The sequence below is a fragment of the Geodermatophilus aquaeductus genome (genome assembly GCF_900182545.1).
GTDB classification, from domain to species: domain Bacteria; phylum Actinomycetota; class Actinomycetes; order Mycobacteriales; family Geodermatophilaceae; genus Geodermatophilus; species Geodermatophilus aquaeductus.
Genome location: NZ_FXTJ01000005.1, coordinates 387,576 through 408,197 on the forward strand (window position 1 = coordinate 387,576; position 20,622 = coordinate 408,197).

Consider the following 20,622-nt stretch of genomic DNA (forward strand, 5'->3'; position numbering starts at 1 on the left):
ACGTGGCTGCCCAGGTCAGCGCGAGGGCGCCCCGTGACAGGCCTTGTACTTCTTGCCCGAGCCGCAGGGGCACGGGGCGTTGCGCGAGGGCTCCTTGGTCCCGGTGACCGTCGCGGTCTTCGCCGCCTTCGCCGGGCCGCTCTCCTTCGGGGAGGCGTCCAGCGAGGGCGCCGAGTAGCTCAGCTGCTCCGCCGGCCGGTGCGGCTCGTCGAGGCCCTTGACCGCCAGCTGCGGCCCGGTGCCCGACGGGGTCGGCGTCTCCAGCTCCGCGGCCGGCGCCGCGTGACGCGGGCCGGTCTTGCGGGCCGTCGGCCGCCCGGCCGGGGCGCCGGTCGAGGGCCGGGCTCCGGGACCGCCCGCGGGCTTGACCGTCGACACCGGCGCGGGACCGTCGCCGTCGGCGGAGACGGCGGGAGCGGGAGCCGGGGCGGCAGGAGCGTCGGCGGCCGGAGCGGCAGCGGCGGCCTGGCGGGCAGCGGCCTCCTGCGCCCGCTGCCGGGCGAGCACCCGCGCGGTGCCCTCCTGCGCGGCGGCCAGCGCCTTGGCCTCGGCCTCGGCCTGCTGGGCCCGCGCCTCGGCCTCCTGCTGCTCCTTGGTCTTGACCTCCAGGTTGAACAGGAAGCCGACCGACTCCTCCTTGATGCCGTCGAGCATCGCGTTGAACATGTCGTAGCCCTCGCGCTGGTACTCCACGACCGGGTCGCGGTTGGCCATCGCGCGCAGGTGGATGCCGGCCCGCAGGTAGTCCATCTCGTAGAGGTGCTCGCGCCACTTGCGGTCGAGCACGCTGAGCAGCACCCGCCGCTCGAGTTCGCGCATGACCTCCGAGCCCAGCGCCGTCTCCCGCTCGTCGTAGGCGCGGTGCACGTCGTCGAGGAGCTCCTGCTTGAGCACCTCCGCGGTCAGCGCGGCCTGCTCGCCGTCGGCCACCCGGTCGAGCAGCTCGGTGCGGTCCAGGCCCACCGGGTAGAGCGCCTTGAGGCCGTTCCACAGCACCTCGAGGTCCCAGTCCTCGGCGTAGCCGGTCTCGGTGGCGCCGTCGACGTAGGCGGCGACGACGTCGTCGAGCATGTGCTGCACCTGCTCGTGCAGGTCCTCCCCGTCGAGGACCTTGCGGCGCTCGTCGTAGATGACCGTGCGCTGCCGGTTGAGGACCTCGTCGTACTTGAGGACGTCCTTGCGGACCTCGAAGTTCTGCTGCTCGACCTGCGTCTGCGCCGAGCGGATGGCCCGGGAGACCATCTTCGACTCGATCGGCTGGTCGTCGGGGACGCGCAGCGTGGTCATCATCGACTCGAGCATCGGGCCGTTGAACCGGCGCATCAGGTCGTCGCCGAGGGAGAGGTAGAACCGCGACTCCCCCGGGTCGCCCTGCCGGCCGGAGCGGCCGCGCAGCTGGTTGTCGATCCGGCGGCTCTCGTGCCGCTCGGTGCCGAGCACGTAGAGCCCGCCGGCCTCGGCGACCTGCTCGTGTTCGGCCTTGACCTGGTCCTTGGCCGCGGCGAGCGCCTCGTCCCAGGCGGCCTCGTACTCCTCCGGCGTCTCCGACGGCGACAGGCCGCGGGCGCGCAGCTCCTCGTCGGCGATGAACTCCGGGTTGCCGCCGAGCTGGATGTCGGTGCCGCGGCCGGCCATGTTGGTGGCCACGGTGACCGCGCCGAGCCGGCCGGCCTGGGCGACGATCGACGCCTCCCGCGCGTGGTTCTTCGCGTTGAGCACCTCGTGCGGGATGCCGCGGCGCAGCAGCAGCTTGGACAGCAGCTCGGACTTCTCGACGCTCGCGGTGCCCACGAGGATCGGCTGGCCGGCCTCGTGCCGCTCGGCGATGTCGTCGATGACCGAGTCGAACTTGGCCTTCTCCGTCTTGTAGATGACGTCGGAGCGGTCCTCGCGGACCATCGGCCGGTTGGTCGGGATCGGGACGACGCCCAGCTTGTAGGTCTGGGAGAGCTCGGCCGCCTCGGTCTGGGCGGTACCGGTCATCCCGGAGAGCTTCTCGTAGAGCCGGAAGTAGTTCTGCAGGGTGATCGTGGCGAGCGTCTGGTTCTCGTCCTTGATCTGCACTTTCTCCTTGGCCTCGATGGCCTGGTGCATGCCCTCGTTGTAGCGGCGGCCGGCCAGCACGCGGCCGGTGAACTCGTCGACGATGAGCACCTCGCCGTTGCTGACGATGTACTGCTGGTCGCGGTGGAAGAGCTCCTTGGCCTTCAGCGCGTTGTTGAGGTAGCCGATCAGCGGGGTGTTGACCGCCTCGTAGAGGTTGTCGATGCCGAGCTGGTCCTCGACGAACTCCACGCCCTCCTCGGTGACGGCGACCGTGCGCTTGGCCTCCTCCACCTCGTAGTGGGTGTCGCGCTTCATCAGCGGCACGATCCGGGCGAACTCGACGTACCACTTGCCCGCCGACTCGGCCGGGCCGCTGATGATCAGCGGGGTGCGGGCCTCGTCGATGAGGATCGAGTCGACCTCGTCGACGATCGCGTAGTGGTGGCCTCGCTGCACGAGGTCGGCCTTGCTCCAGGCCATGTTGTCGCGCAGGTAGTCGAAGCCGAACTCGTTGTTCGTGCCGTAGGTGATGTCGGCGGCGTACTGCTCGCGGCGGTGCGCGGGCTTCTCGCCGGAGAGGATCGTGCCGACCGACAGGCCGAGGAAGCGGTGCACCCGGCCCATCCACTCGGCGTCGCGCTTGGCCAGGTAGTCGTTGACGGTGACCACGTGCACGCCCTCGCCGCTCAGGGCGTTGAGGTAGGCCGGCAGCACGCCGGTCAGGGTCTTGCCCTCACCGGTGCGCATCTCGGCGATGTTGCCCAGGTGCAGCGCGGCACCGCCCATGAGCTGCACCCGGAAGTGCCGCTGGCCGAGCGTGCGGGTGGCCGCCTCGCGGACGACGGCGAAGGCCTCCGGCAGGAGCGCGTCGAGCGACTCGCCGTCGGAGTACCGCTCGCGGAACTCGTCGGTCTTCGCCCGGAGCTCGGCGTCGGTGAGGGGGGAGACGTCGTCCTCGAGGGACTCGATCGCGTCGGCGATCCGGTCCAGTCGTCGGAGGATCTTTCCCTCACCGGCCCGGAGGATTCTGGAGAACACCACGACACCAGCGTAGGCGGCGTGTCCCCCACCCCGGGGACGCCGCACGCGGCCGCGGCGGGCCGGACCGGGCTCAGCGGACGACGAGCCGCCGTTCCCGCGGGTCGACCACGACCTCGCGCGCGCCCTGCCGCATGCCGTCGAGCACCGCGCCCACCACCTCGTCGAGGTCGTGTCCGGCGGGCAGCCGCGGCGGGGTGCCGGCGAGCGCGCGGTCGACCAGGCCGGTGTCGACGTGCGGCGGCCGGACGTCGAGCACCGTCACCGACCGCCCGCGCAGCTCGCGGCGCAGCACCGAGGCCCACGCCGACAGCGCCGCCTTGCTCGCCGAGTACTCGGCCATGCCCAGCGTCGGGGCGTCGGCCACGACCGCCGACAGCAGCACGACCGCGCCGCCGTCGGCCAGGTGCGGCAGCGCGGCGCGGACCAGGCTCATCGGCGCCAGCGTGTTGACGGCGAACAGCTCCTCGGTGACCGCGTCGTCGGCGTCGGCCGCCGGGCCGAAGGCCACCACGCCCCACGCGACGACGACGGCGTCGAGCCCGCCCAGCGCCGCGGCGGCGGCGTCGACCGCGGCCCCGACGGAGTCGACGTCGACCGCGTCCGCCGCCAGCGCGGGTGCGCCGCCGAGCTCGCCGGCCAGCGCATGCAGCCGGGCGTCGTCGCGGCCGGACAGCGCCACCCGCGCCCCTGCCCCGGTGAGCGCGCGGGCCAATGCCCCGCCCAGCACGCCCGTCGCGCCCGCGACCAGCACCCGCGCCCCCGCCAGCTCCACGCGGGGCCGGTGCCCGCCGCGGGAGCGACCTAACCTCCTCCACGTGGCCCACGATCCGCACGACCTCGCGCCGGAACTGCTCGTCTTCCTCACGGAGCGGCACCTGGCTACGCTGACCACCCTGCGCGCCGACGGCTCGCCGCACGTGGTCCCCGTCGGCGTCACCTACGACGAGGAGACGGCCACCGCCCGCGTCATCACCTCCGGGGGCTCGGCCAAGGCCCGCCACGTCCGCGCCGGGCAGAGCCGGGTCGCGGTCTGCCAGGTCGACGGCCGCCGCTGGCTGACCCTGGAGGGGACGGCGGTGGTGCGCGACGACGCCGCGTCGGTGGCCGACGCCGAGGCGCGCTACGCGCGGCGCTACCGCACGCCGCGGGAGAACCCGGCGCGGGTGGTCGTGGAGATCTCGGTCGACCGGGTGCTCGGAAACCCGTGACGAAGGACCCCGTCCTCCCCGACCTCCGCAGGCTCAGGCCGGGACCCGGGACGGGGCCGAGACACGCCACCGGACCATGGCCGACCATCTCCCCGTGGAGTTCTCCGGCACCGACCTGACCACCGAGACGGTCCGCACGGCCCACCTGGTCCTGCGGCCGTTCACCGACGACGACGTCGAGGCCGTGCACCGGGCCACCCAGGACCCCGAGGCGCAGCGCTGGATCACCGGCGCGCCCGTGCCCTACACGCTCGCCGACGCCCGCGCCTTCGTCGACACCGTCGTCCGGCAGCGCGCCGAGGGCACCGGCCTGTCGGTGGTGGCCGACGCCGGCGGCGGGCTCGTCGGCACCGGCGGGCTGCTCCTGGGCGGGCGGCACCTCGGCCCCGAGATCGGCTACTCGGTGGCGCCGTGGGCCCGGCGCCGCGGCTACGCCACCGAGATCGCCGACGGCCTCGCGCGCTGGGCGTTCGCGCACGGGGCGCCGCGGGTGCACCTGGTGGTGGACGTGGACAACGCCGCCTCGCAGGAGGTCGCCGCCCGGGCCGGGTTCACCCGCGAGGGCGTCGCCCGCTCGGCGCTGCCCCGGCGGGACGGCACCCGCGGCGACGCCGTCCTCTTCGGCCGGCTCCCCACCGACTGAGGGACCCCCGGACGCGACGGAGGGGCCGCGCCGGTGCGGCACGGCCCCTCCCCCGGTGCGGGTCAGCGCGGGACGGCGGCGGGCTCGGCCGGCACCTCGCTGTGCGCGTGCGCCGTCCCCAGCGGCGGCTCCACCAACCGGATGAGGCCGTAGTCGAAGGCGTGCCGCCGGTAGACGACGGTCGGCTTGCCGGTGTCGGCGCACTGGAAGAGGAAGAAGTCGTGCCCCACGAGTTCCATCTCGTGCAGGGCCTGGTCGACGGTCATGGGCACGGCCGGGTGGTGCTTCTCCCGCACCACGCGGCCGGGCAGGTGCTCGTCGAGGTCAGTGAACGGTGGCTCCCCGGCGAACTGCTGCTCGACGTCGGGGATGCCCAGCGCCGGGGTCTCCAGCGGCGCGGCGGGTGAGCCGGACACCCGGACGGTGGCTGGGGTCCGGCGGCCGTGGTGCACGCGGCGGCGGTCGTTGGCCCGCCGCAGCCGGTTGTCGAGCTTGCCGCAGGCCAGGTCGAGCGCGGCGTGGAAGTCGGGCGCGCTGGCCTCGGCTCGGACCACGGGGCCCTTGCCGCGGAGGGTGATCTCCACGCGCTGGCAGTTGGCGGACTGTCGGGGGTTCTTCTCGTGGAACAACTCGACGTCGATGCGGGACAACTTGCCGTCGAACCGTTCGAGCTGGCCGACCTTGTCCTCGACGTGCTGCCGGTAGTGGTCCGGCACTTCGACGTTCCTGCCACGGACAACGATCTCCATAGGACCTCCCGGTCGTCTGGTGTGACCAATGGCACGCTAGTCGCTGTCACGTGGACCGGACAGTCGATCGAGACGGCGCCTCGGAGGCACCCGGACGGGGTGTCGCCGCGACCACCGCGGCCACCACCGGCACGTCGTCGTCCCGGCGTCCCGCCCGGAGGGCGGCGGCCGCCTCGGTGAGCGTCGCGCCGCTGGTCACGACGTCGTCGACGACCACGAGCAGCGCTCCGGCGGGCAGCGTCCCCGGGCGGACGGCGAAGGTGCCGGCGAGGTTGGCCCGCCGCTGCGCCACCGACAGCCCCGCCGAGTCGCGCACGCGCCCGGCGCGGGTCAGCAGCCGCGCGCAGCCCGCGTCGACGCCGGCCGCGCGCAGGTCGGCGACGGCAGCCGTGGCCAGCTCCCGCACGCAGTCGCGCCCCCGCGCCCGCAGCGCCGCCCGCGACGGCGGCACCGGGACGAGCAGCACCGGCCGCCCGGGCAGCAGCACGGCGTGCACCCCGGCAGCCAGGGCCAGGGCCGCCCCGAGCGGGCCGGCGAGTTCCGCGCGGCCGTGCTCCTTGAAGGCGGCCACCGCCGGCCGCACCGGCCCGGCGTAGGCGCCGGCGGCCACGGTGGGCGGCATCCCCGGCGGCGGCCGGCGCGGCGTCGCCTCGCGCGGGGCAGCGAGCGCGGCCGTGCAGCGCCGGCACAGCGCCGGTCCGGGGACGCCGCACCCGGCGCAGGTGCGCGGGAGGACGAGGTCGGCCAGCGCCGCGCCCAGTCCGCCCACCGCCCCAGCCTGCGGCCGGCCCGCCGCCTCCGTCCGGCCGCGGCCGGATCTGTGGAGAGCCGGTCACCTTCCTGCTCGGTCGGCCCCTCCGCAGGGGCCCGCCGCGAGCCTGCGAGTGGCGGGGGCGGAGGGGTCCTTCCCTACGCGGGATAGAAGGGCTCGGTGCCGGGCACCGGCGCCTGGCCGCGGATGAGCGTCACCCACGTGCCGCCGGCCAGCTCCCACACCGTCCCGCCGGCGCTGACCAGCGCCCGCTGTCCGGGCGCGGCGGCCAGCGAGGTCGGTGGGCTGGGCAGGCCGGAGGTGGGCACCGTGGACAGCCCCCACCCGTCGACACCGACGACGTAGGGCACCACGCCGTCCTCGCCGCCGTCGGCCAGCACCACGAGGCTGCCGGCCGTGCGCCAGCCGACGTCCACGACCGAGGCCAGCGCCGGCGCCACCTCCCGCAGGTCGCGCAGCGCCACCGGTCCCTCGTCGGAGCGGACCACCGTGCCCACGAGCAGCACCGCGTCGTCCCCCCGGGTGACCACCACCGCCGCGCGGACTCCGTCGGGCGAGAGCTGCAGCGCCGTCGTCCGGCCCTGACCGGCCAGCGTCGGGGCGTTGACCGGCTGCGGAGAGCCGGAGGCGGGCACCCGGACGACAGTGCCCTCGTCGCGGACCACCCAGAACTCCGGGCGGGTCGCCGCGACCGTCGGGACCGAGAGCCGGCTCGCCGTCACCACCGGGGCGAGGTCGCCGCCGTAGGGGCCGAGCAGCAGCGACGCGGTGCCCCCGGCGACCGAGACGCCCGCCATCGTCGTCAGCGCGCTGGTCCGCGGGTCCGCCGAGACCGCCGCGCTGGTCAGCCCGTAGGCGCCGGAGCCCGCGGGCCCCGGCGCCGGCTGCCCGTCGACGGTCATGAGCCGGCCGCCGTCGAGGTAGTGGCCGGCGGCGTCGGCGGGGACGGAGTCGGGGCTGAAGGACGCCCAGTCGTCGGTGCGCTGAGCGGTGGGGACGCCGTCGATGGTCACCGGCTCGCCGTTGGTGCGGACCTCCACCGAGTTGGTGCCCTCGACCTGGTCGAGGGTGAACACCAGCTGCGCTGACAGCTGCCCGAGCTGCTGCGGGGAGAGGTCGTCGAGGCCGGCGAGGTCGACGACGGCCGTGGACCCGGAGACGGTGACCGCCCGGGTGAGCGTGACGCCGCCGAGGGCGTTGCCGACGCCGGCGGCCAGGGCCGGCGAGGGGCCCTCGACCAGCCGCTGCACCAGCGTCGTCGGCTGAGCCTCCCCGGAGATGAGGTAGCGCGGGTCGGGCACCACGCGCGTCGCCGTCGGGTCGACGAAGTAGACGGCGAGGTCGTCGTAGAGGCGCTCGAAGTCGGGCACGAGCATGACCAGCCCGTCGGGCGGGTTGACGATCCGCCACTCACCGTCGACCTCGGCGAGCGTGAACTCGTGGGTGAACACCGTGTCGCTGGCGGCGGTGAACACGCCGCGCGGGTCCACGGTGCCGACCTGGTCGCCGGTCATGACCACCGTGCCGGAGCTGGTGGTCACCGTGGCGTAGTCCGGGCCGACGAGGGTGATGCCGGCCTCGTCGCTCCAGGTCACGCCCGCCTCGGGGGTCAGGTGCTCGACGGCGACGGGGTGGCCGTTGACCGAGCTGGCAGCGGCGTCGACGAACCCGCGGACGATCTCCTCCGGCGTCGCGCCGGCGCGCGGGCCGAGCGGCTCGATCCCGACGTCCCCGGTGGGCCGGGCCTCGGCGTCGGTGATCGCCTGCGGCGCCGAGCCGGTGGGCACCGTCGAGCAGGCGGCCACCAGGGCCAGCAGGAGCGCGGCCAGCGCCGCGGGCAGCCGCCTCACGGGCGCACCCCGGGACGGCGCACGATCGTCGGCCGCAGCGGCAGCGGCGAGCTGGTGAGGTCGGTGCCGGCCACGAGGGGGACGGTGAGCCGGAACTGCGCGCCGAGCCCGGGCTGGCCCCACACCTGCAGCCAGCCGCCGTGCAGCCGCGCGTCCTCCAGGCTGATCGACAGGCCCAGGCCGCTGCCGCCGACGGTGCGCACCCGCGACGGGTCGGCCCGCCAGAACCGGTCGAAGACGTGCTGCGCCTCGGCGGAGGACAGCCCGACGCCGTGGTCGCGGACGGTGACCGCGGCCGCCGTCCGGTTGGCGGCCAGGGTGACCTCGATCGGCCGGCCGCTGCCGTGCTCGACGGCGTTGCCGACCAGGTTGCGCAGGATCCGCTCGACCCGCCGCGCGTCGACCTCGGCGATCACCGGGTCGGCCGGGCCGGTCACCCGCAGCTCGCAGCCGTGCCGCTCGGCCAGGGAACCCATCCCGTCGACCACGCGCCCGACCAGCGAGCCGAGGTCGGTGGGCGCCCAGTCGAGGACGGCGGCGCCGGCGTCGTAGCGGCTGATCTCGAGCAGGTCCGACAGCAGCCGCTCGAAGCGGTCGAGCTCCTCGTGCAGCAGCTCGGCCGAGCGGGCCACGTGCGGCGGGAAGTCCCCGCGCGACTCGTGCAGGACGTCGGCGGCCATCTGCACCGTCGTCAGCGGGGTGCGCAGCTCGTGGCTGACGTCGGAGGTGAACCGTTGCTGCAGCTGGGACAGCCCCTCGAGCTGGGTGATCTGCCGCTGCAGGCTGTCGGCCATCGCGTTGAAGCTGGTGGCCAGCCGGGCCAGGTCGTCCTCGCCGCGGACGGCCATCCGTTCCTCGAGCTGCCCCTCGGCCAGCCGCTGGGCGGTGCCCGCCGCGCGGCGCACCGGGTCGACGACCAGCCGGGTGACGAGCACGCCGATCCCGGCGACGAAGAGGGTGAGCGCGATGCCGCTGATCGCCACGGTGCTGCGGATCAGCGAGAGCGTCTCCTCCTCCTGGTCGAGGGGGAAGGCGTAGTACAGCTCGATCTCCTCCGGCGAGGAGACGTCGCCGGGGACGGGGACGCCGACCAGCAGCGTGGGCCGCGGCTCGCCGGCGTCGTCGGGCACCAGGGCGTACTGCGTGTACTGCCCGCCGCCCTGCACGCCGGCACGCAGCTCGGGCGGCAGCGCCGGGTAGACCCCCTGCCGGCTGATGGCGGGCGGCCGCTCGGTGTTGCCCGTCCGGTAGACCATGACGACGTCGAAGTCGCCGGCCGATCCGCCGCGGGTGAGCAGCCCGTTGACCGTGCGGCCCAGGGTGGCGCGCACACTGGCGGCGTCGCCCGCGGCGATGCCCACGACCTCCGAGCGGGCGTAGACGACGCCGGCCTGCGCCTGGTCGATCGCCGCCTGCTCCTTGACCGACAGCAGCTGCGTGCGGATCTGGCTGAACAGCACCAGGCTGACGATGACGACGACCGTGCCGGCCACCACCATCGTGATGGCGCCGATGCGCACGTGCAGCGACTTGCGCCAGGCCGAGATCCCCCGGCCGACCAGCCTGCGGGTGCGGATCCGCGCCCGGACCGCGCGCCGGCGCAGGCCGCGCCGCACGGTGCGCAGGTCCCGCGGGCGCGGCCGGGGGCGGGCCGGGACGGGCGCGGTGCCCGTCCCACCCGCCGCGGCGGCCGGCGGCGCCGGGTGGGTGGTGCTCACCCGCGCCCTCCGCCGGTCACGGCGGGCCGGCCTTGTAGCCGACCCCGCGGACGGTCAGCACGATCTCGGGCTTCTCCGGGTCGCGCTCGATCTTGGCGCGCAGCCGCTGCACGTGGACGTTGACCAGCCGGGTGTCGGCGGCGTGCCGGTAGCCCCACACCTGCTCAAGCAGCAGTTCGCGGGTGAACACCTGCCGCGGCTTGCGGGCCAGGGCGACCAGCAGGTCGAACTCCAGCGGAGTCAGCGGGATGGGCGTGCCGTCGCGGGTGACCTGGTGGGCGGGGACGTCGATCTGCACGTCGCCGATGGCCAGCGTCTCGGCCTGCCCGGTCTCGCCGCGGCGCAGCTGGGCGCGCACCCGGGCGACGAGCTCGACGGGCTTGAACGGCTTGGTGACGTAGTCGTCGGCGCCGGCCTCGAGCCCCTGGACGACGTCGATGGTGTCGCCCTTGGCGGTGAGCATGACGATCGGGACGGCCGACTGGTTGCGGATGTCCTGGCAGATCTGCAGGCCGTTGCGGCCGGGCAGCATGAGGTCGAGCAGCACGATGTCGGGGCGGGTCTGCTGGAAGACCGACACCGCCCGGTTGCCGTCGGAGACGAAGGCCGGGTCGTAGCCCTCCCGCCGCAGCACGATGCCGAGCATCTCGGCGAGGGCGGCGTCGTCGTCGACGACCAGGACACGGCCGCGACTGGGCCCGTTGTTCGCTGCGGTCGGAGGCACGTGACCATTCTGCGACGTCACGGCCGGATAACGGTGGCGCCGGACCGGTGGATCCGGTCCGGCGCCATCAGAACGTGCTGGAACAGGCCTCCTCGCAGGGGCCCACCGCGAGCGGAGCGAGCGGTGGGGGGCGAGGAGGTCCTTCTAGTACCGGTAGTGCTCGCTCTTGTACGGACCCTCGACCGGCACGCCGATGTAGTCGGCCTGCACCTTGCTGAGGGTCGTGAGCTTCACGCCGAGCGCGTCGAGGTGCAGCCGGGCCACGTGCTCGTCGAGCTTCTTGGGCAGCACGGTGACCGAGGGCGTCTGACCCTCGTAGGCCGCGCGGTTGCTCCACAGCTCGATCTGGGCGAGCACCTGGTTGGAGAACGAGGCGCTCATGACGAAGCTCGGGTGCCCGGTGGCGTTGCCCAGGTTCAGCAGCCGGCCCTCGGAGAGCAGGATGATCGTGTGGCCGTCGGCGAAGCGCCACTCGTCGACCTGCGGCTTGATCGTCGTCCGCGTGATGCCGGGCGTGCGGGCCAGGCCGGCCACGTCGATCTCGTTGTCGAAGTGGCCGATGTTGCCGACGATGGCCTGGTGCTTGGTCTGCCCGAGCTGCTCGGCGGAGATGATGTCGCGGTTGCCGGTGGCGGTGATGATGATGTCGGCCTTGCCGATGACCTCGTCGAGCGTGGTCACCTCGTAGCCGTGCATCGCCGCCTGCAGGGCGTTGATGGGGTCGATCTCGGTGACGATGACCCGGGCGCCCTGGCCGCGCAGCGACTCCGCGCAGCCCTTGCCGACGTCGCCGTAGCCGCAGACGACGGCGACCTTGCCGCCGATCATCACGTCGGTGGCGCGGTTGATGCCGTCGATGAGCGAGTGGCGGCAGCCGTAGAGGTTGTCGAACTTGCTCTTGGTCACCGAGTCGTTGACGTTGATCGCCGGGAACAGCAGCCGGCCGTCGCGGGCGAGCTCGTAGAGGCGCATGACGCCGGTGGTCGTCTCCTCGGTGACGCCCTTGATGCCCTGGCCGATGCGGGTCCAGTAGCCGGCGTCGGCGGCCAGCGAGCCGCGCAGGACGTCGAGGATGACGCCGTACTCCTCGGAGTCGGCCTCGGTGGTGTCCGGGACGGCGCCGTCGGCCTCGAACCGGGTGCCCAGGTGCACGAGCAGGGTGGCGTCGCCGCCGTCGTCGAGCAGCATGTTCGGGCCGACGACGTCGCCGTTCTCGTCGCGGAACTCGAACAGGCGCTGGGTGCACCACCAGTAGTCCTCGAGGGACTCGCCCTTCCAGGCGAAGACCGGGACGCCGGCGGGCTCCTCGGCGGTGCCCTCGGGGCCGACGACGATCGCCGCGGCGGCGTGGTCCTGGGTGGAGAAGATGTTGCAGGAGACCCAGCGGACGTCGGCGCCGAGCGCGACGAGGGTCTCGATGAGGACGGCGGTCTGCACGGTCATGTGCAGCGAGCCGGCGATGCGGGCGCCGGCCAGCGGCTGCTCGTCGCCGTACTCCTCGCGCAGCGCCATCAGGCCGGGCATCTCGTGCTCGGCGAGCTGGATCTCCTTGCGGCCGAAGGGCGCCAGCGCGAGGTCGGCGACCTTGAAGTCGGCCTCGCCGTTCGGGGTGGTCAGGGGACGGGTGCCGGTAGAGGCGGTCATGTCGCTCCAGGGTCGATGCCCCAGCCGCGGGCGGCGAGGGGCTCGGGGTCTCTGAGATGAGCGAGCATGCCGAGGCTTCGGCGGGGCTCGTGCCGTCGTCCAGGATAGCCGGACGGTCCACCCCGGGGGTCCGGCCCGGCGGCCGGCCGGGGATCAGCCCTCGCAGCCCACGCCGTCGCCGTCGCCGTCCAGTGCCGGGTTCCAGCCGGGGTCGCCCTCCCGGACCGGGGCGGCGTCCGCGGCGCGCGCCGCCGCGCAGTCCGGGAACGGCGTCGCCGGAGCGGGCGGAACCGAGGCGGGCAGCTGCGGGGCCTCCAGCGGGTCCCGTGAGGGCAGCGGCTGGTCCGGGCAGGTGCCCAGGACACCGGCGACGGCGTCGTGCTCGGCGCGGGTCATCCACAGCCCGTAGGCCACCTTGACCGCGACCTGACGGGCCACGTAGGCGCAGCGGTAGGACCGCGTCGGGGGCAGCCAGGTGGCGGCGTCGGAGTCGCCCTTGGACTGGTTGAGCGGCCCGTCGACGGCGAGCAGGTTGAGCGGGTCGTTGGCGAACTCGGTGCGGCGGGCGTCGTCCCACTGCTGCGCGCCCTTCTGCCACGCGTCGGACAGGGCGACGACGTGGTCGATCTGCACCGCCTCGCTGGTCCCCTCGCCGCGGCGGAAGGCGACGGTGCGGCCGGAGTAGGGGTCGGCGAGGGTGCCGCTGGCGACGACGCAGTCGCGGGTGCCCGGCTCGAACACCTCGCCGGTGAGGTCGCGCGCGAGGACGTCGTTGCGGGTGTCGCAGCCGTTGCGGTCGGTGTCGACCCACCCGTCGCCGAACTCCTCGCGGGAGTAGCCGGTCTGCGGCGCGCGGCCGCGGACCGGCACGGAGTCCAGCGCCTCCAGCGCGCTGCCGGCCGGCGGGACGGCGGGGGCGTCCCCGAGCAGCTCGGCGCACCCGGCGGTCAGCGCGGCCGCCACCGCCAGGGCCAGCGCGGCGCGCAGCGGGGCCGGGCGGAGGAGCACGACCGACGCTACGTCCGCCGTCGCGCCCTCCTCCGCCGCGACACGCGGCCCGGGGTCAGCGCAGGTTCGTGGTGGCCCGGTAGAGCACCGCGGGGCCGCGGGCGCTGACCGGGGCCCCGGCCGGCACGAAGGCCGACTGGCCCCTGCGCAGCCGGACCTCCCCCTCGGCGGACTCGAGGACCGCCTCGCCCTCGGTGCACAGCAGGACCTGCGGGCCGCGCGTGCCGAGGGAGCCGGCCAGCTCGTCGAGCTGGCAGCGGGTGAGGTCGAAGTCGTCGACCGGCACCGGGTAGCGCAGTCCGCCGGGACCGAGCACCGGGTGCAGCACCGGGACCTTGCCGTCGGAGAAGTCCAGCACCTCGATGAGCGCGGCGAGGTCGACGTGCTTCCTGGTCAGCCCGCCGCGCAGCACGTTGTCCGAGCTGGCCATGACCTCGACGCCGGCACCGGACAGGTAGGCGTGCAGGTTCCCGGCCGGCAGGAACACCGCCTCGCCGGGGGCCAGCTTGAGGTGGTTGCACATCAACGAGATGACGACGCCGGGGTCGCCCGGGTAGGCCTCGGCCAGCGTCGTCGCCCAGCGGTAGGTGTTGATGAACTCCGGGTCGTGCGCGGCGACGAAGGACGCCGCCTTCTGCGCGACGACCTCGACCAGGTGCGTGCGCCGCTTGCCCGACAGCGCCAGCAGCTGCGGGATGGCCGCCTGCAGGCCGCCGCGGGCCAGCGCGGCGATGGTCGGCTTGAGCTCGGGCAGCTGCAGCTTGGCCAGGCAGTGCAGCGACTCCTCCACCGGCCGGAACCCGCACAGCGCCTCGAAGGTGGTCAGCGCCAGCAGCAGCTCCGGCTTGTGCCACGGGTCCTTGAACGTCCGCGTGGGGTCGTCCCTGGGGACGCCGGCGGCCTCCTCGGCGGCGAACCCGGCCCGGGCCTGCGCCATGGTGGGGTGCGCTTGCAGCGACAGCGGCGCGTCGGCGGCCAGCACCTTCATGAGGAAGGGCAGCCGCGCGCCGAAGGTCTCGACCACGTCCGGCCCGAGCAGCTCGGCAGGCCGCTCGGCGATCGCCTTGTCCAGCGCGAGTCCGGTGGACAGGACGCTGGGCTCGTCGGGGTGGCCGCCCATCCACAGCTCGGCGTAGGGCCGGTCGGCCGGGACCGGTTCACCCAGCAGGTCGGGGATGACCGTCCGGGAGCCCCAGGGGTAGTGCCGGACGGCGTTGCTCATCTGCCACATCGCCCCCGAGGCTACCGGCGCGGACCCGGCCGCCCGAGCAGCTCGTCACCCGGCCGGGGTGGCAGGCACCGGCGTCAGTGGCCGCCGGCGGCCGACTCGTGGGCCTCCGCCCCGCCCTTGCGGCGGTGCACCGTGAGGTTGAGCACGAGCACGACGAGCGCGCCGACGGCGAGGCCCACGAGCGCGCTGGCGAACGTGTTGACCAGCCAGCCCACGACCCCGCCCAGGGCACCGGTGGCCTCGTGGGCCGCCTCCTCCAGGTGGTGCACCAGGCCGTAGACGGCGTGCAGCCCGAGCTCGTCGCTGCCCACCAGCAGGATGTGGCCGCCGACCCACAGCATCGCGGCGGTGCCGATCACGGTGAGGGCGGTGAGGAGCCTCGGCATGCCCTTGACCAGCCCGCGGCCGAGCCCGGCGATGCCCTTCTTGTCCGACCGCGACAGGCGCACCCCGGCGTCGTCCATCTTCACGATGAGGGCGACGACGCCGTAGACGAGGACGGTGATGAGCACGCCGACGACGGCGAGGATCGCCAGCCGGGACCAGAAGCTCTCGCTCGCCACCTCGTTGAGCGAGATGACCATGATCTCGGCCGACAGGATGAGGTCGGTGCGCACGGCTCCGCGCACGAGGGCGTCCTCGTCCGGGGGCTGCCCCTCCGCGTCCCCGTGCGCGGCGGAGTGGCCGGTGAGCCGGTGCCACACCTTCTCCGCGCCCTCGTAGCAGAGGTAGGCGCCGCCGAGCATGAGGATCGGCGTGAGCAGCCAGGGCAGGAACTCGCTGAGCAGCAGGATCACCGGGAGGATGACCAGCAGCTTGTTGCGCAGCGACCCGACGGCGATGCGGCGGATGATCGGGATCTCGCGCTCGGCGCTGAGGCCCTGCACGTACTGCGGGGTGACGGCGGTGTCGTCCACGACCACGCCGGCGGCCTTGATGCTCGCCTTGCCCGCGGCCGCCCCGACGTCGTCGATGGAGGCGGCGGCGGCGCGGGCGATGAGCGCCACGTCGTCGAAGAGGGCTACGAGTCCACCGGCCACGGGAGGTCCTTCCGGTCGGTCAGCAGTCGTCGAGCGCCCGGTCGGGCCGGGCGCGTCCGGGAGCGGTACCCCGGGCCGGCGGATCGGACACCGGTCGCCGGGTCACCGCCGCAGTGCCCGTTCCTGGTCGAGGGCCAGCGCCAGGTAGACGGCGCTGAAGTCGGCCACCGCCAGCTGCCGCGCGAGGCGGGGCAGCCGGCCGTACCGGTCGGGGTCGCCGTGCTCGGCCAGCCCGCTGACCGGCACGTTGCCGGCCACCGCGGTGCGCAGCACCTCGGCCATCGCCTCCTGTGCCGAGCGGGGCTCGCGCTCGCCGGCGCCGTCGTGGTGGGCGGCGTCGGTGTCGCGGATGGTGAGCAGCCGCAGCCGGCGGCCCTCGTCCTCGGCGCGGTCGCGGAAGAAGTCGTCGGCGTCGCGCGGCGCAAGCGGGCCACCGAGGACGGCGCAGGCGGCCACCCGCTGGTCGGGCAGCCGGAAGCCGCTGGTGGGCAGGCCGGCGAGGGTGGCGAGCTGGTCGGCGAAGCGGGCCGCCGCCGTGTCGGCCAGCGGTCCCTCGGCGGCGATGACCGGGAAGGCGTCGAGCAGCTCGAGCGCCAGCGTCTTGGCCGGGTTGGTGAACGACTCGCGGGCCGGCCCGCACTCCTCGGCGACCTCGTCGAGGGCTGTGGCGACCGCCTCGAGGTCGGCGGCCTCGGGACGCAGCAGGCCGAGGTCGGTGGCCAGCCGCAGCAGCGGGGTGAGCAGCGACCACAGCGTGGTGTGCCGCACCCGCGAGCGCGGCAGCGGGACGTAGGGCATCCGCGCGGTGGAGCAGGCCGCCCGCAGCGGCGCGTCCTCGGCGCCGATGCCGAGCAGGGTCACGCCGCGGCGGGCCGCCTCGTAGGCCGGGGTGACCGCGTAGCGGCCGGCGCCGGTGCGGGTGGCGACGACGGCGATGTCGGTGGGGCCGGTCCACACCGGCAGGTCCGGGCCCGGGACGACGTCGACGGTGACCGGGCTCGACGGGCCGAGCAGCGCGCGCAGCACCGAGGCCGCCACCGCGCCCTCCCGCCGGGCGACGATGACCAGGCCGCGCGGGCGGCCGCCGCCGGTGACCCGCTCCAGCCCCGCCTCCTCGGTCAGCCGGGCGGTCTCGCGCACCTGCGCACCGGCGCCGGCGACGGCGGGCAGCAGGCCGCGCGGGTCGCGGGCGCGCAGCACGTCGAGGTCGTCGAGGACCTCCTCGGCCAGCTCGGGCGAGGTCACGGGGTGTCCGTTCCCGTTCCGCCGCGCCGCCGCGCCTCGTCGAGCAGCAGCACCGGGATGCCGTTGCGCACGGGGAACGCCCGGTCGCAGGTGGTGCACAGCAGCTCGCTCGCCGCCTCGTCGACGGTGAGCGGGCTGTGGTGGGTGTCGGGGCAGGCGAGGACCTCCAGCAGCAGCGGGTCCAGTCCCAGCGGCCCCGGCGTCGTCCCCTGCGTCATGCGCGCACCATCCCCAGCACCCGGTCCCTGAGCTGTTCCATCCGCGCCCGGTCGGGCGCCTCCACGTTGAGCCGCAGCAGCGGCTCGGTGTTGCTGGCCCGCAGGTTGAACCACGACCCGTCGGGCAGGTCGACGGTCAGCCCGTCGAGCTCGTCGAACGTCGCCCCCTCGGCGTCGAAGGCCTCGCGGACCGCGGCGGTGCTCGCGGCGGCGTCGGTCACCGTGGAGTTGACCTCCCCGGAGGCGGCGTAGCGGCTGTAGGCGGCCGTCAGCTCCGACAGGGTGCGGCTCTGCTCGCCGAGGGCGGCCAGCACGTGCATCGCGGCGAGCATGCCGGTGTCGGCGCGCCAGAAGTCGCGGAAGTAGTAGTGCGCCGAGTGCTCGCCGCCGAAGACGGCGTCGGTGCGGGCCATCTCGGCCTTGATGAACGAGTGCCCGACCCGGGTGCGCACCGGCTGCCCGCCGTGCTCGCGCACGATCTCGGGCACCGCCCGCGAGGTGATCAGGTTGTGGATGACCGTCGTCCCCCGGCCCTTGGCCAGCTCGCGGACGGCGACCAGGGCGGTGATCGCCGAGGGGCTCACCGGCTCCCCGCGCTCGTCGACGACGAACACGCGGTCGGCGTCGCCGTCGAAGGCCAGGCCGATGTCGGCGCCCTCGCGGCGGACCGCCTCCTGCAGGTCGACCAGGTTGGCCGGGTCCAGCGGGTTGGCCTCGTGGTTGGGGAACGTGCCGTCGAGCTCGAAGTACAGCGGGACGACGTCGAGCGGGAGGCCGTCGAGCACGACCGGGACGGTGTGCCCGCCCATGCCGTTGCCGGCGTCGACGACGACCCGCAGCCGGCGGATCCCCGACAGGTCGACCAGCGCGCGCAGGTGGGCGGCGTAGGCCGACAGCAGGTCGCGCTGCCCGACCTCGGCGACCCGGTCGGGGACGCGCTCGTAGCTGTCGCGCTCGGCCCACTCGCGGATGGTGACCAGCCCGGACTCCTGCCCCACGGGGGCGGCGCCGGCGCGGCAGAGCTTGATGCCGTTGTACTGCGCCGGGTTGTGGCTGGCGGTGAACATCGCGCCGGGCACGTCCAGCGAGCCGGCGGCGAAGTAGAGCAGGTCGGTGGAGCCCAGCCCCGCCTCGACGACGTCGACGCCGCGGGAGAGGACGCCCTCGGCGAAGGCGCGGGACAGGGGCACCGAGGAGGGGCGCATGTCGTGCGCCGTGACGACCGCGGTGGCGCCGCTCTCGGCGTGCACGAACTCCGCGAAGGCGGCGCCGATGCGCCGCGCGACGTCCTCGTCCCACTGGTCGGGGACCACGCCCCGGACGTCGTAGGCCTTGATGATCGCCGACAGGTCCGTCATTGCCACCCTCGCCTGGACTGGCCGGAGGCGGTCCCCCGGTCCGGACGACCCTATCGGCGGGCTCGGGAGCCGGCTCCCGGGGAGGCGCTACTCCAGGTCGGGGAGGACGCGCAGGTGCCCGCGGCGCGTGCCGCGACCGTCGTCGGCCGGGGGCCGCGGCGGCTCGGGACGGGCCGCCTCGCGGACGGCGTCGGCGAGCGCGAGCAGGTCGTCGCCGGTCGGGCCGGAGTCCTCGACGTCGATCTCGTGCCGGACGACCTCCCAGCCGCGCGGCACGGTGAGCCGCTCGGCGTGGAACTCGCAGAGGTCGTAGCTGTGCGGCTCGGAGAACGTGGCCAACGGGCCGACGACAGCGGTCGACTCGGCGTAGACGTAGGTCAGTGTCGCCGCCGCCGGTTGCGCGCAGCCGCTGCGACTGCAGCGACGTGACTGCCTCACCACCGGTTCCTCACGCTGGGCACAGTAGCCGCGTACCCCGGGAGTCGGCGACAGACTCACCGAGCGGGAGTCCCTCGCTCCTCATCCAACCCGACGTCCCCGCGCGCCCCGCCACCGGGGTGACGGACAGCGTGCCCCGGGAGTTCCGCTGACCGCGGCTCCCGGCGCGCCGTACGCTCGCCCCGCCATGAGCCGACCCGTCCGCCCCGACCGTTCCCGGCCTCCCCGGTCCCGCCGCGACCGGCACGGCCGGGGCCTGCGCGGGCGTCTGGTGCCCGACGAGGTCCCCCTCGCGCGCAGCCGCGCGGAGCAGTTCGACGACCTCGTCCTCGACGTCGTCGAGGACCTCGAGCGCCGCTGGGAGCGGGAGCTGGCCGGGGTGGAGTTCGCCGTCGAGGACGTGCCGTGGGTCGACCACACCAGTCCCGACGAGGTCGTCCTCGACCCCGACGTGCTCGACGACGGCACCGTGCCGCTGGCGCGCGTGCTGCCGCCACACCGCGAGGACGGCCGCGAGGTGCCGGCGCGGATCGTCGTCTACCGGCGGCCGCTGGAGATCCGCGCGCACGACCGCGACGACCTCGCCGACCTCGTGCGCGACGTCGTCGTCGACCAGGTCGCGGTGCTGCTCGGCCGCGACCCGGAGGAGATCGACCCGACCGGCTGAGCCCTCCCCCACCGGCCGGCTCAGAACGGCGGCGGGTCGTCGTCCGGGGCGGCCACTCGATCCGGCGGTGGCGGCCCGGTGTCAGCGGTGAGTGGTGGCCGCAGGCCCGGTGGCCGCGTGGTGCGGGTGATCCCGGACGGCGTGGTGACGGTGAGGACGCCGTCGGAGCTCATCTGGAAGCGCCAGCCTCTGGCGAAGGTCTTCAGCCGATGGTGGCTGCGGCACAGACAGCACAGGTTTCCGCAGTCGGTGGCGCCGCCGTGCGCGTGCGGGACGACGTGGTCGGCGTCGGCCCAGCCCACCCGCTGTCCGCAGGTGGGGAAGCGGCAGGCGCGGTCCCGGGTGCGCACGAACCGCTCCTGCGCGGCCGCGGGCGTGTAGCGGTCGACGGCCTCGGGCCGGTCGAGCACCGCACACCCGCAGTCGACGGCCGGATGCTCGGGGCAGCCGCGACCGGCGATGCGGCGCAGCTGGTCCGGCGTGCTGGTGGCCCGCAGCGTGCCGTCCTCGTCGGTGAGAGCGAGGGTCACCGACCCGCCCTCGGGCGTGTGCACACCGAGCGCGTCGAGCTGTTCGAGCAACTCCCGGAGCTGGGCCGCGGTGATCGGCAGGCCGTTGACCTCGCCCGCCTCGTCCGAGCGGCCGGCCAGGGACGCCAGCGTGGCGATGATCTGCAGGTGCGCGGTCACCGGCGGCCGGGAGTCGTCCCACGGCCGCTGCAGCAGGTCGGCGAACACCGCGGTGCGGATCTCCCCGATCGGCCGCTCGTCGCCGTCGGCCTTCAGCATCCGCGCCAGCTCGTCGACCAGCGCATGACACGCCGCGGCGACGTCGGCGGGCAGATCGGCGGCGAGGGTGGCCATGCCCTCCTGCGGGGACGGGTAGACCCGCACATCGGACCCTCGCCTGGCCTGCGCCCGCCGCCGATCGGCCGCCTCGGCGTCCAGCTCGAGCAGGAGTTCCAGGACGCGCTTCTTCAGCTTGCCGCCGTTCAGCTGCGAGGCCTCGGGCAGAACCCTGCT

18 protein-coding genes and 1 pseudogene are annotated in these 20,622 nt (G+C 74.7%); 3 read left to right on the forward strand and 16 right to left on the reverse strand.

The window, feature by feature from the left end; genetic code table 11:
• Positions 1 to 15: 15 nt before the first annotated feature.
• Together secA and FN207_RS15310 are read right to left on the reverse strand one after the other, a co-directional pair.
• Positions 16 to 3,087 carry a preprotein translocase subunit SecA gene (gene secA, locus FN207_RS15305; RefSeq protein ID WP_142459321.1) on the reverse strand — a complete coding sequence of 1,024 codons (3,072 nt, stop codon included), beginning with the start codon at positions 3,085 to 3,087 and terminating at the stop codon, positions 16 to 18.
• 70 nt (positions 3,088 to 3,157) lie between these two features.
• On the reverse strand, positions 3,158 to 3,859 hold the full coding sequence (locus FN207_RS15310) for an SDR family NAD(P)-dependent oxidoreductase (protein ID WP_142459322.1): 702 nt from the start codon (positions 3,857 to 3,859) through the stop codon (positions 3,158 to 3,160).
• Between the two features lie 43 nt (positions 3,860 to 3,902).
• Here FN207_RS15310 and FN207_RS15315 point away from each other — a divergent pair, with 43 nt between their 5' ends.
• Together FN207_RS15315 and FN207_RS15320 are read left to right on the forward strand one after the other, a co-directional pair.
• The gene (locus tag FN207_RS15315) at positions 3,903 to 4,295 is read left to right on the forward strand and encodes a pyridoxamine 5'-phosphate oxidase family protein (RefSeq protein WP_142459323.1); all 393 of its coding nucleotides are present in this window, start codon (positions 3,903 to 3,905) and stop codon (positions 4,293 to 4,295) included.
• Positions 4,296 to 4,389: 94 nt separating this feature from the next.
• Positions 4,390 to 4,938 carry a GNAT family N-acetyltransferase gene (locus FN207_RS15320; protein ID WP_185938354.1) on the forward strand — a complete coding sequence of 183 codons (549 nt, stop codon included), beginning with the start codon at positions 4,390 to 4,392 and terminating at the stop codon, positions 4,936 to 4,938.
• 62 nt (positions 4,939 to 5,000) lie between these two features.
• Here the strand turns inward: FN207_RS15320 and hpf are convergent, their stop codons facing one another.
• From hpf to FN207_RS15385, 13 genes and pseudogenes are all read right to left on the reverse strand, one after another.
• Positions 5,001 to 5,654, reverse strand: coding sequence for a ribosome hibernation-promoting factor, HPF/YfiA family (gene hpf, locus FN207_RS15325; protein ID WP_246066081.1), 654 nt, complete (start codon positions 5,652 to 5,654; stop codon positions 5,001 to 5,003).
• Between the two features lie 79 nt (positions 5,655 to 5,733).
• Positions 5,734 to 6,456 (reverse strand): ComF family protein, encoded by a 723-nt coding sequence (locus FN207_RS15330; protein ID WP_142459326.1) that lies wholly within the window; start codon positions 6,454 to 6,456, stop codon positions 5,734 to 5,736.
• A gap of 140 nt (positions 6,457 to 6,596) precedes the next feature.
• A complete protein-coding gene (locus FN207_RS15335; RefSeq protein WP_142459327.1) occupies positions 6,597 to 8,309 on the reverse strand; it encodes an LpqB family beta-propeller domain-containing protein in 1,713 nt (570 codons plus the stop codon).
• Positions 8,306 to 10,027: an MtrAB system histidine kinase MtrB gene (mtrB, locus tag FN207_RS15340; RefSeq protein ID WP_142459328.1), complete on the reverse strand. Its 1,722-nt coding sequence runs from the start codon at positions 10,025 to 10,027 to the stop codon at positions 8,306 to 8,308. Before mtrB ends, FN207_RS15335 begins: the two co-directional genes overlap by 4 nt.
• A gap of 16 nt (positions 10,028 to 10,043) precedes the next feature.
• A complete protein-coding gene (gene mtrA, locus FN207_RS15345; protein WP_110905577.1) occupies positions 10,044 to 10,751 on the reverse strand; it encodes an MtrAB system response regulator MtrA in 708 nt (235 codons plus the stop codon).
• Positions 10,752 to 10,895: 144 nt separating this feature from the next.
• The gene (gene ahcY, locus FN207_RS15350; protein WP_142459329.1) at positions 10,896 to 12,395 is read right to left on the reverse strand and encodes an adenosylhomocysteinase; all 1,500 of its coding nucleotides are present in this window, start codon (positions 12,393 to 12,395) and stop codon (positions 10,896 to 10,898) included.
• A 153-nt stretch (positions 12,396 to 12,548) separates the two neighbouring features.
• Positions 12,549 to 13,403 (reverse strand): GmrSD restriction endonuclease domain-containing protein, encoded by an 855-nt coding sequence (locus FN207_RS15355; protein ID WP_142459330.1) that lies wholly within the window; start codon positions 13,401 to 13,403, stop codon positions 12,549 to 12,551.
• A gap of 55 nt (positions 13,404 to 13,458) precedes the next feature.
• The gene (gene manA, locus FN207_RS15360; protein ID WP_142459331.1) at positions 13,459 to 14,634 is read right to left on the reverse strand and encodes a mannose-6-phosphate isomerase, class I; all 1,176 of its coding nucleotides are present in this window, start codon (positions 14,632 to 14,634) and stop codon (positions 13,459 to 13,461) included.
• A gap of 74 nt (positions 14,635 to 14,708) precedes the next feature.
• Complete coding sequence (locus FN207_RS15365; RefSeq protein ID WP_142459332.1) at positions 14,709 to 15,674, reverse strand: DUF808 domain-containing protein; 966 nt, start codon at positions 15,672 to 15,674, stop codon at positions 14,709 to 14,711.
• A 102-nt stretch (positions 15,675 to 15,776) separates the two neighbouring features.
• Complete coding sequence (locus FN207_RS15370; protein ID WP_142459333.1) at positions 15,777 to 16,919, reverse strand: SIS domain-containing protein; 1,143 nt, start codon at positions 16,917 to 16,919, stop codon at positions 15,777 to 15,779.
• A 116-nt stretch (positions 16,920 to 17,035) separates the two neighbouring features.
• A pseudogene (locus FN207_RS27545) lies at positions 17,036 to 17,137 on the reverse strand (Trm112 family protein); the annotation flags it as partial.
• Positions 17,134 to 18,495, reverse strand: coding sequence for a phosphomannomutase/phosphoglucomutase (locus FN207_RS15380; protein WP_142459335.1), 1,362 nt, complete (start codon positions 18,493 to 18,495; stop codon positions 17,134 to 17,136). The pseudogene FN207_RS27545 and the gene FN207_RS15380, both read right to left, overlap by 4 nt.
• Before the next feature lie 87 nt (positions 18,496 to 18,582).
• Positions 18,583 to 18,933 (reverse strand): DUF3499 domain-containing protein, encoded by a 351-nt coding sequence (locus tag FN207_RS15385; protein ID WP_110005458.1) that lies wholly within the window; start codon positions 18,931 to 18,933, stop codon positions 18,583 to 18,585.
• Positions 18,934 to 19,120: 187 nt separating this feature from the next.
• On the opposite strand from FN207_RS15385, the gene FN207_RS15390 reads away from it, so the two are divergent.
• Positions 19,121 to 19,600, forward strand: a complete 480-nt coding sequence (locus FN207_RS15390) for a metallopeptidase family protein (RefSeq protein ID WP_110905584.1) — start codon at positions 19,121 to 19,123, stop codon at positions 19,598 to 19,600.
• Positions 19,601 to 19,620: 20 nt separating this feature from the next.
• Here FN207_RS15390 and FN207_RS15395 read toward each other — a convergent pair.
• A partial coding sequence (locus FN207_RS15395) for an HNH endonuclease signature motif containing protein (protein WP_142459336.1) occupies positions 19,621 to 20,622 on the reverse strand: 1,002 nt, incomplete at its 5' end.

Excerpts from the sequence above, each read along its gene's own strand:
- ahcY (WP_142459329.1), bottom strand. The coding sequence starts at position 12,395 with ATGACCGCCTCTACCGGCACCCGTCCCCTGACCACCCCGAACGGCGAG.
- manA (WP_142459331.1), bottom strand. The coding sequence starts at position 14,634 with ATGTGGCAGATGAGCAACGCCGTCCGGCACTACCCCTGGGGCTCCCGG.
- FN207_RS15380 (WP_142459335.1), bottom strand. The coding sequence starts at position 18,495 with ATGACGGACCTGTCGGCGATCATCAAGGCCTACGACGTCCGGGGCGTG.
- FN207_RS15390 (WP_110905584.1), top strand. The coding sequence starts at position 19,121 with ATGAGCCGACCCGTCCGCCCCGACCGTTCCCGGCCTCCCCGGTCCCGC.